Consider the following 16,245-nt stretch of genomic DNA (forward strand, 5'->3'; position numbering starts at 1 on the left):
GCTCTCACACCCTATCCTTCAGCCTGAGAGACGGCCTAATAACCATCGCCTTCAGCTCATCCAGCAACAGTTTGAAGGCGTAGCTCATCTCGACCTTGCTTATCCTCTCGTCCTCACCACAGACAGGGCAGTAGACTTTTCCTCTGCGCTTGTCCTCTAGTGCGAGGTGTCCACAGCTCTCACAGACCCAGACCTCTGTCTTGTCGCTTTCCTCAAGGAGACGCTCGATGAGCAGCATGGCAGCGCCGTGGCCGATGAGGACGTCACGCTCCATCTCACCGAACCTGAGACCGCCTTCCCTGGCCCTTCCCTCGGTCGGCTGCTTGGTGAGAACCTGAACCGGACCCCTGCTTCTCGCGTGCATCTTGTCCGCTACCATGTGGTGGAGCCTCTGGTAGTAGATGACGCCGATGAAGATGTCCGCCTCAAGTCTTCTTCCGGTTATGCCGTCGTACATAATTTCTCTTCCGCTGTGCTTGAAGCCGAGCTCCTCAAGCTCCTTCCTGAGCTTCTCCTCAGGCTCTCCGATGAAGGCAGTACCGTCAACGCGCCTGCCCGTTAGTGAAGCTACCTTTCCACCTATGGCCTCAATCAGCTGTCCGACGGTCATACGGCTCGGGATACCGTGCGGGTTGACGATGAGGTCTGGAACGATTCCGCTCTCGGTCCAGGGCATATCCTCCTGCGGGACGATGAGACCTATGACACCCTTCTGACCGTGCCTTGATGCGAACTTGTCACCCAGCTCAGGTATGCGGAGGTCTCTCACGGTGACCTTGACCAGCTTCGTTCCGTCGCCGGTCTCGGTGACTATGACCTTGTCAACCACACCCTTCTCGCTCGGCCTGACGGTGACGCTCGTTTCCCTCCTTCCCTGGAGAACCATTGAGCCGAGGCTGCTCTGCTCCTCAATGAACCTCGGCGGGGAGGTCCTTCCAACGAGGACGTCCTTGCCCTCGACCTTTGACTCGGGGAAGATGAGACCGTCCTCGTCGAGGTGGCGGTAGTACTTCTCGCCGAGATATCCCTGGATGTTCGGTGACGGAACCTCGAAGTTGTCCTTCTGACCACCGAGGTAGCGCTTCTCCTCGGCCTCGTAGGTTCTGAAGAAGGTTGACCTCGCCAGTCCGCGCTCTATCGAGGCCTTGTTAATGATGACGGCATCCTCCATGTTGTATCCGTGGTAGCTGAGGACAGCCACCACGAAGTTCTGACCAGCGGGCCTGTCCTCGAATCCAACGGCCTTCATTATCCTCGAGTTGACGAGCGGAACCTGCGGGTAGTGCATGAGGTGACCGCGGGTGTCAACTCTGATCCTGAAGTTGGCCCAGCCGAGACCGAGGCTCTGCTTGGCCATACCCGCTCCGTAGGTGTTACGCGGGGCGGCGTTGTGCTCCGGATACGGGACGAGTGAAGCGGGGATACCGAGGATGGCAGCGGGCATGAGCTCGAGGTGAGTGTGCTCCTCGGTCACTTCCCAGGGCCAGGTTGCCACGTAGGCGTTCTCCTCTTCCTCAGCGTCGAGGTACTCGATGACGCCCATTCTGATGAGGTCGCTCCAGGTAAGGGTGCCGTTCTTTATGCCCTCAACGTGCTCCCTCGTGAGCTTTGGCTTTCCGTTCTCGACGACGATGAGGGGTCTTCTCACCCTACCGTCATCGCTGTTTATGTAGACTTCCTTGACTTCCTCGTCCTCGTAGAGGGCAACGTTGATGACGTCGCTTATCTTTCCAGCCCTTCTATCGGCCCTTATCCTCTCAACAAGCTTTCTGCCGTCTTCAACAGTTCCAATAAGGACACCGTTAAGGTAAACGCGATACAGGCCAGGCGCGGGCCTTCTCTCCTCTATGGGGACTACGCCCATCTTCATTAGGTATTCCCTAACTTCCCTCTCGGGAATTCCTGTGGTTATCTGGGACATGAGGGCAAGGTTCTTAACGAGACCACAGTTCGGACCTTCTGGAGTCTCTGTCGGACAGATTCTACCCCAGTGGGTTCCGTGAAGGTCACGGGCCTCGAAGTGCGGCTGATCCCTGCTGAGCGGGGAGGTAACGCGCCTGAGGTGTGAAAGGGTTGACATGTAGTTGGTCCTGTCGAGGAGCTGGCTGACACCCGTCCTTCCGCCCGGCCAGGAGCCGGTAGCCAATGCGTGTTCAATCCTCTCGCTCAGGACGTCGGGCCTTATGGAGTTCCTGACAAAGCGCTGGATGTTCTCAAAGGTGTACCTCTCGCCCTTCCTCTGGTAGGTCTTGGTCATCTGGTACTGCATGTCCTTGACGAGCTGACCAAAGGCGACGCGGAAGAGGTCTTTGAGGAGGTCTCCAGCGAGCTTGAGCCTCTTGTTGGCGTAGTGGTCCTTATCGTCTTCACCGCGGAGACCAAGTGAAAGTTCGAGAACCTTGAGGGCCATCATGCCGAGATAGTAGGCTTTGGCGCGCCTGTTTTCGGGATCAACACCCATATGGGGGAGAAGGTTGTTGTCTATGATGTGCTCGGCCCTCCTGAGCCTGTACTCCTTGGGTTGTCCTGGGAGGGCGAGCCTGCCGATGTAGTCAAGGGCCTCCTCCTGGGTGCTTATGTCGCTCGCGTCCTCGAGGTTGTCAAAGAGTACCTGCTGTATCCTCGGGTCGTCGCTGACTGCCTCGACTATCTCCTTATCTGTGAGGAGACCGAGGGCGCGCATCACATAGACGAACTTGACAGGCTTTGGAACGTTGGGTATCGTAACGTAGAGAATGCCGTCCTTCTTTCTTTCAACGGTAATGAGCGCTCTGTAACCGTGTCTGTACGAGAAGACCTTGGCAACAACCTTGTTCTGTCTCTCATCCCTCTCAACGAGGGTCTTGTTCGGGGCGAGGTCTTCGATAGAAACTATAACCCTCTCAGAACCGTTGATGATGAAGTATCCTCCAGGGTCCTTCGGGTCCTCGCCGAGCTTGATGAGTTCCTCGTCGCTCAAACCGTAGAGCCTGCAGGCCTTGGACTTGAGCATTATCGGGAGCTCTCCAATCCTGACCTCGACGGGCTCCTGCTCAATCCCGTTCACGACGGGTATCATCTCAAGGTAGAGCGGGGCGGAATATGTCAAGTTCCTTATCCTGGCGTCCATCGGGTAGAGGGGTCTCCTCTGGCCCTGGGCCTCCTGGAACTCGGGCTGTCCTATGCGGATCTTCCCGAACTTGACCTTGAAGTTCGGTATGTCTGGAACGACTTCCCCGAACTCGTTTACAACATCCTGAAGGCCGTGATCGATGAAAGCGTTGTACGAGTCAAGATGCTGCCTGACGAATCCCTTCTCCTTCCAGTAGGACTCCATAACAAGCCAGAGCTCATCAGGAGTTAGAGTGGGCTCGGTTACGGTAACTCCCCTGCTCATAACGTCTCACCCCAAAATCAGTCCTCCACAACAAGGCGGTAGTAGTAATAATAGCCCGCCGTGGGACTCTTTCTTTTGATCTCAATAACGTCGCCAGGCTTTGCGCCGAGAGCAACGACGGCAGGATCAGAGGCCTTTATCTGCGGGAGCTGGGATATCCTTATCCTGTACTTCTTGAGAAGCTCCTCTTTCTCCTCTTCGCTGAGGATTCTATGCTCGGGAACTAACACGTGATCGAATATGTTAAACTCTTTTTTCGCCGCCACCGAGAATTGCCCCCTTAACGTTTTTTACAGAACGATTCACTACCCCCCACCTGAGACTTCCTATATATAAGCTTTTCGAGTGGTATCTGGATGAAAGAGGTTTATATCGGTTGCGCAAAGTTTAAGAACCCTTGTGAGGCCGTTTTGAGTCCCATGATGGACTAAAGTGTACATAAGGGAAGATATAAAGGGAAGAAATCACTCGAGGGCAGCGAGGAGCTTCTCAAGGAACATCTTCTCGGGATAAGCTCCCTCAAACTGAACCTTGTCCTCGCCGTCCACCTGAATGACTATCTTCGGGACGGCCATGACGCTGTACTGGTCGGCCCACTCGGGGTACTCTATCGCCTCGACCATGTCGCCGAGTATCTTGCCCTTTCCGGCAAGGGTGTTCTCGATGGCGAACTTGTGGGCCATCCTGACCGCGAGCGGGCAGTACGGGCAGGTCGGAGTAACGAAGACGAGTATCCTGACGTCCTTATCAACACCGTGGATTGCCTCCTTGGTGTCCGGAGCGAGGTCGGTTGTGCCGTTGCTGACGTCAACGATGTCCTCAAGGAAGGCTCCGAACTCGTGGCCGGCTGGAAGGCCGAAGTACCTGACGCCCATGTCCTTGCCGTCCTGGGTTATGGTGGTGGCGGGAGCGCGGTCGATCCTGTACTGCTCGGCCAGCTTCTTGCCCTCCTCAGTGTCGAAGTCAACGACCTCGTAGCTCAGCTTGTCGGTGAGCTCGGAAAGCTCCTGGACGAGCTGCTTGAGCTGGTCGCAGTACTGGCAGTGCTCCTTCCCGACGAATACTATGAGCTTGACCGGGTTAGTCATCTTTGAGAAGAACTCCTCCTTAATTACCTTCTTGTCAGCATCGCTAATGAGTCCCATACCAAACACCTCCATCTAAAGGTTTATAACCAGCCGTGTGAAACCATCTTCAGCCTGGAATCCCCAGGTTTGCAACCTAAGGTTGAATGTTCACTATATAAACCTTACGTCACAGATTTGGGCAGGTGTTGGCCATGTCTGAACCAGACATCTTTTACATACTGGGGAACAAGGTGAGGAGAGATTTACTAAGCCACCTCACCTGTACTGAGTGCTACTTCAGCTTTCTCAGCAACAAGATGAGCGTTTCCTCGACGGCAGTCGCAAAGCACCTTAAAATCATGGAGCGCGAAGGGATTTTGAAGTCCTACGAAAAAGAAGGCCCGTTTCTCGGACCAGCGAGGAAGTACTATAACATCGATATAGCCAAAACTTACGTCGCCACAATAACACCAAACATCTTCTGGTACCGCGGCCTTGACCTCGGCGACGAGAGGAGTGGAGAAGTGGAAATAAACCTCGACCTTCTGAAGGAGAATCCCGAGAGCCTTCTTGAGATGGTAGAGCTGTTTATGAGGGTAACCAAAGAGCTTGAGAAAGTTCTTGAAGCCCTTAGGGCTATCGAAAGCAGAAGGGACGAACTCATGAAAACGATAAAGGACACTTACCTTAATGAGATCGGCGACATGACCCAGCTGGCGATCCTCCACTACGTTCTTCTGAATGGAAGGGCGACGGTAGATGAGCTCTCCGACAGGCTCAACCTGAAGGAGAGGGAAGTCCTGCAGAAGGCCGAAGAGCTGGACAGATTCGTACCGTTAAGAATAAAAGACGGCGTAATTGAGATTGATGAGGAAAGGCTGAAGGCGAAGCTGGGTGGTGAAACCGATGCCGGAGAAGATTAAAGTGGTCGTGAACGAAGATAGATGCTATCTCTGCGGCGGTTGTGCCGGTGTCTGCCCGACACTCGCGATAGAGGTGCACTCAACAGGCTGGGAGTTCCTTCAAGACAAGTGCATAAGCTGCAGGATATGCATCAACGCCTGCCCCGTTGGAGCCCTGAGCGCTAAACCCCTGGAGGTGAGCGAATGACCTGGAAGTACGACGTCGTTGTTGTCGGTTCTGGTATCGCTGGCCCCATAGTTGCCAGGAACGTCGCTAAAGCTGGTTTCTCCGTCCTTCTCATCGATAAGAAGTGGGCTATAGGTACTCCAAAGCAGTGCGCCGAGGCAATAAGCATTAAGGTCTTCGACAAGTACGACATCCCCTACGACAAGCGCTTCATCAACCGCGAGATTTACGGTGCTAAGCTCTACTCCCCGAGCGGCTACGAGCTCGAAATGCGCTACAAGGAAGTCAGCGGAGTGATCCTTGAGAGGAAGGTCTTCGACAAGATGCTAGCTTATTATGCAGCCAAAGCAGGCGCCGATGTTCTCGCGAGGACCGAGGCGCTCGATGTCATAAGAAAGGACGGCAAGATAGTTGGAATCAAAGCCAAGCATGAGGACGAGCCGGTCGAGATTTACGCCGATATCATAGTTGCGGCCGACGGCGTTGAGAGCACCATAGCGAGGAAAGCGGGCATAAACACCTACGCTCCGCCGCATGAGTTCGACTCAGGCTACGAGTACGAGATGCTCATAGAGGGCTTTGATCCAGACTTGATTCATCTCTGGTTCGGCAACGAGGTTGCTCCCAGGGGCTACGTCTGGGTCTTCCCGAAGGACGAAGACAGGGCCAACGTCGGCATTGGCATCAACTCGGACAATCCAAAGACAGCTAAATACTACCTCGACAAGTGGCTCGAGGAAAACAACATTCCAGCAAAGAAGCTCCTTGAAATAAATGTCGGACTCATACCCGTTGGAGGCTTTGTCAAAGAACTCGCTAAAGATAACGTGGTCGTTGTAGGGGATGCCGCTAGACAGGTAAACCCCATGCACGGCGGCGGAATGGCCGAGGCGATGGAGGCTGGGACGATAGCTAGCAAGTGGATTGTCAAGGCCCTCGAAGAGGAGAACCTCTCACTCCTCCAGAACTACACAAAGGAGTGGTGGGAGACCGACGGAAAGCGGCTCGAAAAGGTTCTCAAGGTCAGGCGCGTTACCGAGAAGCTCACGGATGAGGACCTCGACCTCTTCATACAGATCCTCAGCGGTGCAGATGCCGAGAAGATAGCCAGCGGAGATTACGCCGAGGTCATCAAGGCCCTATTGAAGCACCCGAAGGTTCTGATGAGCAAGAGGAGGCTCAGCCTCCTCAAGGAGCTTCTTTAACCAGTCTGAACCCCTTCTTCTTTTCCTTTGAGAACACTATTATTTCAACCGGCTCCCCCATCGTGAGCCTTCCCCAGGGAGCGTCCAGGTGTTTCTTGTTTTTGAAGCGATAGTAAAGCCCAACATCGCCCGAACTCACCACTTCGAAGTTCTCAACGTCCCCAATGGATGTAATCTCCTCACAGAGACCATCTTTACAGGACAGTTTAGAGGGTTCAAGCCCAAGCTCCATCTCAAGGTATAAAAGTCTAGATAGGGCCTCGATTGTCGGAGGATTCATCCCGTAGATCCGCCTAACGGCTTTCAAGAGGAGTGGAAACTTCCGGTCATCCTTTGACATTCCGTAGCCAAGCTCCCTAAGGGGATCGCGCGGAAAAACACCGTGAAGAGCATTACGCAGCTTGATTATCCTGTTCACCCACACCTGCATCTCCTTTGGGCTTCCGAGCATTGAAAGCCGTCTGTCGAGGGAAAAACCGCGCTCGACATCCAAATTTTTCAGAGTACCTAACTGAAGATCAAGATCAGGGTTGCTCACTAAGAGGCCGTTCTTCTTCAGCAGGGAATACCCTTCGCGAAAGATCTTGTAGGATTCCTCAACGACGTCGTCCATGTTTAATGCGAAAGCGTAGAGACTGGCATCTCCGAGTCCAAGGACGAAGAGTGACTGGATGTCCAGGAGGAAGGCTAGTGTAACGTTGTTCTCGGAAACCCGGGTTTTAAGTTCATTTAGAACACTCTTAGAGTTTTCCAGCAACGTTCTGGCAGTACGTTCCTCATCTAGCATGTTTGTAAGTAGCGCTTCTCCAGATAAACGTTTTCCCTTTGAGGCCACAAAGGTTTAATGTCCAAAATTCCAAAAGTAAAGAGGTGGTACCATGCACGGAGCACTCGGTCTTGGATTGCTGGCAATCGGGATAGCGGGTTTAATAGCCCTACTCATCGCACTGGTCATAGCGGGCTTCGTTCTGTACCTCGGTACAGAGCTAGCAGGGATCAAAAAAGCGAGCCTTGGGAAATCAATAGTGGCCGTCGTTGGCGGTGGAATCCTGGCAGGGATCCTGTTCATAATCCCAGTGCTCGGTTGGATACTTGGGATAGTAGCCTACATCTGGGTGATAAAGGTCGTGTTTGACACGGATTGGCTGAGGGCTACACTGGCTTTCTTAATGGCCATAATAATCGAAGTCATAGTGCTGTGGCTCTTCAAGCTCCTCCTCGGAATCTCCCTGCTGGCGGCGCTTTAATTCATTTCTTTTTCCAGTCCTTGCAGTTCATATCGAGGCATATCTCGTACTCCCTGCCCTTCTCACGTATCTTAACGACTGGTGCACCGTTGCAGCAGGTCTTTTCAGTGGGGATAACCTGACCGCGCTGGAGGATTGGGTAAGTGACATCGCACTTCGGCCAGTTGGAGCAGCCGACGAACCTCTTCCCAGTCTTTCTGTTGTAGCGGATGACCAGATCGCCGCCGCACTTTGGGCACTTGCCCACGACGAGGGGCTTCCTCTCGGCTTTTGGAGTAGTTCCCTCCCCAGCCTTGCCGTCAGATTTTTCTTCGTCGTTGGCATCTTTAACCGCCCCCGTTTTCTTTGCGGCCTCTTTGCTCGTAGTTACACCGGTTCCAGTGCTCTCGAGGAGCATTTTACCGATATCCAGCTCCTTTTCCTTGAAGACCTGGAGTATCTTTATCAGCTGCTCCTTGCTCTCCTCGATGACCTGGTCTTTGTCCGCTTTTCCTGCCATTATCTCCTCCATCTTCTCCTCAAAGGCACGGGTAAGCTCGACGCTGACTATATCCGGTACGTTCTTTTCGAGAGCCTCAACGACCCTCATGCCGAGCGGCGTCACCTTGATCTTCTTCTTGCCCTCGATGTAGCCCCTCTGGTAGAGAGTCTCGAGAATCTGGGCGCGAGTGGCTTTTGTTCCAATGCCGAGATCTTCCATCTTCTTTATGACCGCCGCTGGAGAATATCTTGCTGGAGGCTTCGTCTTCTTTTTCTCGCGCTTTATCTGGATGACCTTTACGGGTTCACCCTCCTTAAAGGCCGGGAGGATAACCTCGTCGAACTTGACGTACTTTCCATAGACCTTCAGCCAGCCCTCTTTGAGAGTCCTTGCACCGCTCAAGATGAAGCGGTGGTTGTTGGAGTTTATTACCACCTTCATGGTTTCCCTTACGGCTGGCTCCATGAAGAGCGCCAGGAAGCGCCTCACTATGAGGTCGTAGAGGTTCCCCTCGTCCTTGGTCAGCTCGCCGGGCTTCGGAAGCTCGCCCGTTGGATATATCGCCGGGTGGGCTGGGTCGTCCTTCTTGCCCTCAACCGGCTTGAGGCTTTCCTTACCCAAAAGCTCGTGGGCGAAGGGCTTGTACTCTGGTAGCTTGGCTAGATTCTGGATTATCGATCGGAAGTTCAGGTTCTTGGGGAGCTTTTGGGAGGAAGTTCTTGGATAAGAGCAGTTGTGAACCACAACGCCGTTGGCAATGAAGTTGTGATATTGATCAACTACGAGGTCGTACACCTTACCGCGGTAGTGGAATTTCTCAATGGATCTTATACCAAGAACGTACACATCGCCCATTGCTATTCTGCGCAGATCAGTGTCCGTGAGATAGTCCACTATCCGCTGGAGCTTGTCGAGGCTTATTCCTCTGCCGTGTGCGGTTTGGTTAGACATATCGAACTTTTTCCAAAGAACGTTGCTGGATTTTATCTTTCCTTCCCAGCTTTTGACGTTAAGAACGCTGTAGTGGTGCGAGTACGCTTTTCTTTTCCTAATGGCAACTTCCTTTACGTGTTCCAAATCCTTTCTTTTGATCCGGAGGTGATTTTTCATCACTTCATAGAACCTCCAAGCATCGCGGGAGTATACCTTAAGCTCGTAGGCCATGAAGTTCCCGTTTCTGTCTTTCTTTTCCCACAGATACGTTCCGACCCCAAGAAGCTGCCACATCTGTTTAACAGTATATATGGCCATGCGGTTTTTGGACGTGAGAACTATCTGCGGAGAATGAGATTTCTTCCCACCGGTTGGTTTCGTTCCTATGTGGCCGTCTGCATCGTAATAACCGGCCAGAAACGCCGCCATCCACTCTGGCTTAGCCATTATCTCTCCTGGGATCCTGAAGATTTCGGTCTTATTGCCATATGGACAACCGAGCAATTCGAAAAGCCTCGTTAGCGACTTGCTACGAAGGATTATCATCTTGTACTTTTCGTCAAAGGCAAAAGGAACTTGAAGAGAGTTCGCTATCTCTTTAACAGCCTTCACGGTGTCCTCAGTTCTGTCCTTTGCTGGTATCGTTATCGCTCCCTTCTTTGCGAGATGACCGTCTCCCGCCACGAGTCCAAAGAGGTACCAGAACTCCTCGCTGAATTCAAAGGAAATAGGGGTCAGTGATGTGCTGTAGGAGAATCCCCTAAATACTTCCCTCAGCTCTTCGATGGATACAACACCCTCCTCCAGCAGGAACCTAACTATCGGAACGGGCATCTTGCCCCTCAGGTATTTGTAATAGGTCGGCTCCCTAATCCTGAAGCGCCACAGAATCTCAGTTTTTAAACCGGCGTCTTTTATTCTGTTCCTCAGGACGCCGCCAAATTCTGGGTCATAGAGGATGTAATCCTTCATTGAAGTGGCATTTTCAAGAAGGAAGCCCAAGAGCGTCGGAGATTCGGTTCTTGGGGAGTACTCGCTTCTGTTTATAAAAAGAACGACCTGATCATTCTCTCTCAGTTCTTCTGCCGGGACAAAGATCAACTGGTCATCCCGGTATACCAGGACGGGATGATCCGCCGTGAGGTATAGCTCCGTCCTGTCACTTAAGGTAACCTTGTACATCGGCTCATCCGCATCCCTTTCAAGGAGTCTGTATCTGGCCCTTGAGAGTTTTAGGTCAAAGTCAAGCGCAAAGACCTCTCCTTTCTCTGGAAGCTCCTTTATTCTCTTAACCCCCTGGGGAGTTGGTATTAGTGAATCTGGATGCAGGCAATAACCCTTTTCGTACAGCTTCTGCGCGATGTCTAGAGTCTTCTTCGGGGAATAGCCGAACGCAGAGTAGGCCTCCCTCTGGAGGGTTCCGAGATCGAAGGGAACGGGCGGGTTCCTGTTCTGCTGTTTTACTTCAACTTTCTCGACGAAAGCTGGCCCCTTCTTGGCTTCTTCCACTATCTTCTTGGCCTCTTCCTCGTCCCACACCTTCTCCTTTTCATAGACCGCTGTATACTGTCCCCCGTTCTTTTCGAGGAGCATCTTGATGACCCAGTAGGGCTTCGGCTCAAAGTTCTGTATCTCCTTCTCCCTCTCGACGAGGAACTTTAAGGTCGGGCCCTGAACCCTTCCGGTCGAGAGAACCATCCACTTTCCGCTCGCGCGCTTTATGGCGGAAGTTAAAGCCCTCGAAAGGTTAACGCCCCAGTACCAGTCGAGGACGTGGCGGGCTATTCCAGCATCGGCCATCCCGAAGTTTATCGTCGGCTCCATGTTGTACCAGGCCTTGAGGAGGTCCTTTTTGGTTAGGGCAGAGAACTTCATGCGCTTCGCCTTTGATGGATCAACGCCGCAGGCGTACTTCAGGGCCGTGTAACCTATCACTTCACCCTCAGTATCATAATCACAGGCAACGACAAACTCATCTGCCTGCTTAGCGAGGGTCGCAAGGGCTTTGATGTAGTCCTTCGCGTAGCTCTTCCCCTTTTCAGCAACATAGACGGGGACCCATTCGATATCGAAAACCGGGTAGCCGTAGGTCTTGGTTTTTGGAGCAAGGGAGAAAAGGTGTCCCACGGCTGGGGCGACTATAACCTTCTTTCCGTCCCGCGTGAACTCGTAATAGCTAACCTTGCCGATTGTCTTCCTCACGGGCTTTCCTTCAGCTAAAGCATAGGCTATCTTCCTAGCGACGTTGGGCTTCTCGGCTATGATGAGCGTGACCATAGGCCTCTCAGGGAATTGGATGTGAGGTATAAAAATTCTCCGAATGATTTATAACCCTGCACCATAGATGATGAACGATGGCGATGATCAGCGTCGGGGGCGTTGGGGTACTCTTCGAAGGGGAGCTTGACGACGGTTTTGAGGACGGCTTTCGGACAACCTTTGCCAGGCGCTATCTTCCGGATGTTCTGCGTGGTGATGCACGCCCAAACGTAATCATCGAACGCTTCAAGGGCGAGAAGTTCAGGGTCTTCAGTTCTCTCTACGATGTCAATTCAAAGGACTACTACAAGCTCGAATCCGCCGTCCCGCAGGCGTACAAAAACGAGGCCCCCGTGTTCTTCCTCCTCCAGGCAACCGCGAGGGCCGGTGCAAGGAAAGGCAGGATTTTCATCACGGATTCTGTCAGTGTTATAAACGAAAACGGAAAAGCCGTTCTCTTTGTTGGGTATCCCCACACCGGAAAGAGCACGATTTCCGCCCTGGCCCTTTCTGAGGGTCTTCCCCTTCTGAGCACAGAAAACACCGTTGTGGACGTAAGGGACGGGAGGATTTTCGTCATAGGAGGCACCGACGTCCTAGTGTACGACCCGAAGATAGAGGAGATCTATGGGATAAAGGTGGAATACCAAGACACCACGAGGAGCGGATACAGGATCGTGGACATATCGAGCTCCGAGAGGAGGATTGCACTGAGAAGGGGCGTGGAAATCGAGAAGATAATCGTCCTTCACGCGGCTTTTGGCGGTGGAGACGCGAGCTTTTCTCCAGTGAGGGGCAGGAAGATCAAAAAGACCCTCTGGTACTTCTCAACTTCCCTCCTCAAGGGAATGGACTACTACGAGCCGGCTCCGCTCTACATGCCGATGAGCGACGAGATAAACTCGAACCTGAACAGGCTCCTCGACCTGGCCGTTGAAAGCTACTCGGGGGCGATGTTCGAGGCCTTTGGAAACCACAGGGACGTTTTCAGGAGGACACTCCTCTTCTATTAGAGAAACCCTTTTATTCACACGCTCAAAGCCAGAACAGGTGGTGAGGGATGATAAGGGTCAAAGTCCTCGGAAGGGGAATAGAAAAGGAGATAGAGTGGCAGAAGGGGGTTACTGTCGCTGACGTGCTCAGGGCTGTGGGCTTCAACACCGAGAGCGCCATAGCGAGGGTGAACGGAAGGGTTGCCCTGGAGGAAGAAAAGGTAGAGGACGGTGCTTACGTCGAGGTAATCCCCGTCGTCTCTGGCGGATGAAAAAGGGAAGGGAGAAATCACTCCGCCAGCCTCTTTCTCATGAACTCTTCGAACCTGTCCATTGCCTTCTCCAGTATCTCAACCGGCGGAAGGAAGACTATGCGGAAGTGCCAGTTTCCAGCCCTTCCGAAGCCCGAACCGTGGACGAAGAGGACGTGGGCCTCGTGGAGGACATCGAGGACGAACTCCTTGTCACTCTTCCACTTGGAGCGCTCGTCAATGCGTGGGAAGATATAGAACGCCCCCTGCGGTTTCTGGGTGCTAACTCCTGGTATCTCCGTCAGGCGCTTGTAGATGTAGTCCCTCCTCTCCTTGAGCTTTTTCATGTACTCTTCCAGGTAATCCATCGGGCCAGTTAGACCCGCTATGGCCGCGAACTGGGCCGGGGTACTCGGGCATATCCTTATGCGCATGAGCTTGTCAACGGCTTCCCTGACCTCGGCAAGCTTGTTTTCAGGATCAACGTAGTAGAAGTAGCCCAAGCGCCAGCCTGTGGCGAAGTAGACCTTGGAGAGGCCGTTCATGACTATAACGGGAACGTCCTTTGTGAGCGAGCCGGGTGAGACGTGCTCCCCCTCGTAGGTCATGAGGTCGTAAATCTCGTCGCTGATGACGGGTATGTCGTACTCGCCGGCCAGATCAAGGATTTCTTTCACGGTCTTCTTCTCGTATAGCGCTCCGGTGGGGTTGTTAGGGTTGATAACGGCTATCGCTTTAGTCCTCTCGTTTATGCGCTTCCTCATGTCGTCAATGTCCGGCTGCCAGCCGTTCTCCTCTATTGTATCGTACTCATTGGGTATTCCGCCGTAGAACTTGACGAGGCCGGTGTAAGGCGGATAGCTCGGACTTGGAACGAGGATGTTGTCTCCAGGGTCGAGGAGTGCACCAAAGAGGAGCTGAAGTGCCTCGGTGACGGCAGTTGTGACGCGGACGTCATCGGGGGTGATGTCCACGCCGTTCTTCCTCTTCTCACGCTGGACGACGGCCTCCCTCATCTCGGGGAGACCTTCACTCGGTCCGTAGTAGTTGTGGCCCTCTTTTATGGCCCTGCAGTATGCCTCCTTCATGTGTTCCGGCGGCTGGAAGTCGTACTTCCCGGGGTCGCCTATGTTGAGTCTGATTACCTCGATGCCCTTTTTCTCAAGCTCCCTCGCCGGGAGGACGACATCCCTTATGGCGTACTCAACGCCCATCGCCCTTTCGGAAGGTTTGATCATGTGAATCACCACCCACCATTAAGACGTCCATCATAAAAACCTTGGCACGATTTTGGGTACTCTGGAATCGAACGTTTTTCAGGAAGGGTTTTAAAGTGTGGGCTGGACTTTCCATGGGCAATGACGAGTAGCAAGCATTCTGAACCCGGAGATGATGACGTGAACACCCTCCGAGCCCTTCGATAATTTTATTAATGGCAGTCAGTTTTTCAAGACCATGAACATCTTCGTATTTCTGCTTGGAGGTCTGTTAATTGGCTACATCCTGAGGAGAACAGGAAAAAGGGTGAAAGTTGACACGGCCATAAGCGTTGCTCTCCTCCTGATGATATTTTTCCTGGGCGTAAAAACTGGAACCGTTAAAGTCAGCGCCCTGTGGCTCCTCGCTTCTTCCCTCGTATTCGCGGTTCTAACGATTCTCGGAAGTTTGGTGCTGGCTCTGGGGGTGAGAACTTGAGGTTTCTCTACCTTGTGCTCGGGTCTCTTGTCCTCGGGCTGCTCGTCGGGCATTTCTTCAGTCCGGATTTTGGAAACGCCTACGAGGTTATGCTCGATCTCCTTATACTCCTCATAGGAGTCGATCTGGGGATGAGCCTCAACGCAGAGGAGCTGAAAAAACTCGGAAAGAAGTCCCTCCTCCTGCCGACGGAGACACTCTTGGGGTCTCTTCTTGGTGGGGCTGTTGGAGCGTTGGTGCTTGGAATAGACCTGAAGTGGGGACTCGCAATAGGTGCAGGGTGCGGGTGGTACTCAATAACCGGCCCGCTGATAGCCCAGTACTCGGCAATCTACGGTGCTATCGGGTTTTTGGGCAACCTGTTGAGGGAAATCCTGACGATAATCCTGTACCCTGTTGTCATAAAGTGGGTATCTCCAGAGAAGGCCGTTGTCATGGGCGGGGCAACGACCATGGACACAACCCTGCCGATAATAACAAAATTCGGGGGAAGGGAAACAGCCTTAGTTGCCTTCGTCCACGGCTTCATCCTTACGGCGGTGGTTCCGTTCGTGGTGTCGTTTATCCTGAGCCTCTGAAGCTCATTTCTCCTCCGAATACCTCTTCAACAGCCCGTCAACAACAACTTTGTGCTGCTCCTCGTTCTTCCTCGCGCTCTCCGCAAAGGCCTGTACGACCGGGTGAACCGCGTTCTGCTCAAGGATTCTGTAGTTCTCACTCATTTTCTCGCAGAGGGCCCTGAGCTTTTCTAGCTTGTCCCTTATCTCCCTGAGCTTCTCGGGTGGAAGCGCCACGTTATCCGGAAGGTTCTTGAGCAGCTCTTCGAGGGCGTCCTCAGGCGGGATTCTGCTTCCAAGGAGCCCGTAGGGGGCGACCTGGACGGCCGGAATTCCCGGTATCAGGACGAGACCGCTGGACACCTGGTTCCCCGGGGCAGTTTCGGGCGTCTCGGGCACGTCAACGTACCCGAACTCTTCGATCAGCTCAATGGCCTCTTTGTAAGCCTTCTCAAGTGCCTCTGCAAGCCTCCTGTGGAGAATGGTGTCAACGGTCATCCTCAGAAGGAGGACTCTGAGATCAGAGTACTCCGGGCTCTTCAGGGTTTTGAGAAGGGCCTTGTATTCCTTTTCGGCCTTCTTTTCGACTTCCTTCACGTTTGTGACTGCCTCGGCGAGCTTCATGGTCTCACCTCCTTCGGCTCTCCAGAAGACTTTAATAACATTTTGTATTTAAACTTTTCCCCGCGGAAAAACTTTTTTAAAGCCTTTCCCATACCGATGCCTGCAGGCGATCATGCCTCATGGCTCGGGGGTATCCGAAGGCAAGTAGGAACCCACCGGGCCTCTCTCGGAGGTGAGAGGAATGAAGTACCCGAAGCAGATAAGGACGTACTGCCCGTTTTGTAAGAGACACACCATTCACAAGGTCGAGAAGGTCAAGAAGAGGCCGAGGAGCGAGCTGAGCGCGGGCCAGAGGAGGTTCAGGAGAAAGCTCAAGGGTTACACAGGTTTCCCGAGGCCGAACCCGGCTGGAAGGGAGAAGCCGGTCAAAAAGCTCGACCTCAGGTTCCGCTGCACCGTCTGCGGAAAGGCCCACACCAGGGGACAGGGCTTCCGTGTGAAGAAGTTCGAGCTGGTGGAGGTGTGATGC

At 53.2% G+C, this 16,245-nt stretch carries 16 protein-coding genes; 9 read left to right on the forward strand and 7 right to left on the reverse strand.

Features of this window, described 5'->3' with window-relative positions; translation table 11 throughout:
* Positions 1-4 precede the first annotated feature (4 nt).
* From TK_RS05320 to TK_RS05330, 3 genes are all read right to left on the reverse strand, one after another.
* Positions 5-3,376 carry a DNA-directed RNA polymerase subunit B gene (locus TK_RS05320; RefSeq protein WP_011250034.1) on the reverse strand — a complete coding sequence of 1,124 codons (3,372 nt, stop codon included), beginning with the start codon at positions 3,374-3,376 and terminating at the stop codon, positions 5-7.
* 17 nt (positions 3,377-3,393) lie between these two features.
* Positions 3,394-3,642: a DNA-directed RNA polymerase subunit H gene (locus TK_RS05325; protein WP_011250035.1), complete on the reverse strand. Its 249-nt coding sequence runs from the start codon at positions 3,640-3,642 to the stop codon at positions 3,394-3,396.
* A gap of 198 nt (positions 3,643-3,840) precedes the next feature.
* Positions 3,841-4,521 carry a protein disulfide oxidoreductase gene (locus TK_RS05330; RefSeq protein WP_011250036.1) on the reverse strand — a complete coding sequence of 227 codons (681 nt, stop codon included), beginning with the start codon at positions 4,519-4,521 and terminating at the stop codon, positions 3,841-3,843.
* A 134-nt stretch (positions 4,522-4,655) separates the two neighbouring features.
* Between TK_RS05330 and surR the strand changes: the two genes are divergently transcribed.
* The 3 genes from surR to TK_RS05345 are packed head-to-tail and all read left to right on the forward strand — an operon-like array spanning position 4,656 to position 6,737.
* Positions 4,656-5,366 (forward strand): sulfur metabolism transcriptional regulator SurR, encoded by a 711-nt coding sequence (gene surR, locus TK_RS05335; protein ID WP_011250037.1) that lies wholly within the window; start codon positions 4,656-4,658, stop codon positions 5,364-5,366.
* Entirely contained in the window at positions 5,350-5,553 is a 204-nt protein-coding gene (locus TK_RS05340) for a DUF362 domain-containing protein (RefSeq protein ID WP_011250038.1), read from the forward strand. Before surR ends, TK_RS05340 begins: the two co-directional genes overlap by 17 nt.
* Positions 5,550-6,737, forward strand: a complete 1,188-nt coding sequence (locus tag TK_RS05345) for a geranylgeranyl reductase family protein (protein ID WP_011250039.1) — start codon at positions 5,550-5,552, stop codon at positions 6,735-6,737. The genes TK_RS05340 and TK_RS05345 overlap by 4 nt, the downstream gene beginning before the upstream one ends.
* Here TK_RS05345 and TK_RS05350 read toward each other — a convergent pair.
* Entirely contained in the window at positions 6,721-7,524 is an 804-nt protein-coding gene (locus TK_RS05350) for a hypothetical protein (RefSeq protein ID WP_011250040.1), read from the reverse strand. The genes TK_RS05345 and TK_RS05350 overlap by 17 nt on opposite strands.
* A gap of 91 nt (positions 7,525-7,615) precedes the next feature.
* Here TK_RS05350 and TK_RS05355 point away from each other — a divergent pair, with 91 nt between their 5' ends.
* A complete protein-coding gene (locus TK_RS05355; protein ID WP_011250041.1) occupies positions 7,616-7,984 on the forward strand; it encodes a hypothetical protein in 369 nt (122 codons plus the stop codon).
* Position 7,985: 1 nt separating this feature from the next.
* On the opposite strand, the gene topA is transcribed toward TK_RS05355, so the two are convergent.
* Positions 7,986-11,675 (reverse strand): DNA topoisomerase I, encoded by a 3,690-nt coding sequence (topA, locus tag TK_RS05360; protein ID WP_011250042.1) that lies wholly within the window; start codon positions 11,673-11,675, stop codon positions 7,986-7,988.
* An 83-nt stretch (positions 11,676-11,758) separates the two neighbouring features.
* On the opposite strand from topA, the gene TK_RS05365 reads away from it, so the two are divergent.
* A complete protein-coding gene (locus TK_RS05365) occupies positions 11,759-12,670 on the forward strand; it encodes a hypothetical protein (RefSeq protein WP_011250043.1) in 912 nt (303 codons plus the stop codon).
* Between the two features lie 47 nt (positions 12,671-12,717).
* Positions 12,718-12,921 carry a MoaD/ThiS family protein gene (locus tag TK_RS05370; RefSeq protein ID WP_011250044.1) on the forward strand — a complete coding sequence of 68 codons (204 nt, stop codon included), beginning with the start codon at positions 12,718-12,720 and terminating at the stop codon, positions 12,919-12,921.
* Positions 12,922-12,938: 17 nt separating this feature from the next.
* Here the strand turns inward: TK_RS05370 and TK_RS05375 are convergent, their stop codons facing one another.
* On the reverse strand, positions 12,939-14,138 hold the full coding sequence (locus tag TK_RS05375) for a pyridoxal phosphate-dependent aminotransferase (RefSeq protein ID WP_011250045.1): 1,200 nt from the start codon (positions 14,136-14,138) through the stop codon (positions 12,939-12,941).
* A 217-nt stretch (positions 14,139-14,355) separates the two neighbouring features.
* On the opposite strand from TK_RS05375, the gene TK_RS05380 reads away from it, so the two are divergent.
* The gene (locus TK_RS05380; RefSeq protein ID WP_011250046.1) at positions 14,356-14,595 is read left to right on the forward strand and encodes a hypothetical protein; all 240 of its coding nucleotides are present in this window, start codon (positions 14,356-14,358) and stop codon (positions 14,593-14,595) included.
* Positions 14,592-15,173, forward strand: a complete 582-nt coding sequence (locus TK_RS05385) for a lysine exporter LysO family protein (RefSeq protein ID WP_011250047.1) — start codon at positions 14,592-14,594, stop codon at positions 15,171-15,173. Before TK_RS05380 ends, TK_RS05385 begins: the two co-directional genes overlap by 4 nt.
* Positions 15,174-15,176: 3 nt before the next feature.
* On the opposite strand, the gene TK_RS05390 is transcribed toward TK_RS05385, so the two are convergent.
* Positions 15,177-15,776, reverse strand: coding sequence for a hypothetical protein (locus TK_RS05390; protein WP_011250048.1), 600 nt, complete (start codon positions 15,774-15,776; stop codon positions 15,177-15,179).
* A gap of 181 nt (positions 15,777-15,957) precedes the next feature.
* Between TK_RS05390 and TK_RS05395 the strand changes: the two genes are divergently transcribed.
* On the forward strand, positions 15,958-16,242 hold the full coding sequence (locus TK_RS05395) for a 50S ribosomal protein L44e (protein WP_011250049.1): 285 nt from the start codon (positions 15,958-15,960) through the stop codon (positions 16,240-16,242).
* Positions 16,243-16,245 lie beyond the last annotated feature (3 nt).

Origin of the sequence: Thermococcus kodakarensis KOD1, assembly GCF_000009965.1 — an archaeon.
GTDB classification, from domain to species: domain Archaea; phylum Methanobacteriota_B; class Thermococci; order Thermococcales; family Thermococcaceae; genus Thermococcus; species Thermococcus kodakarensis.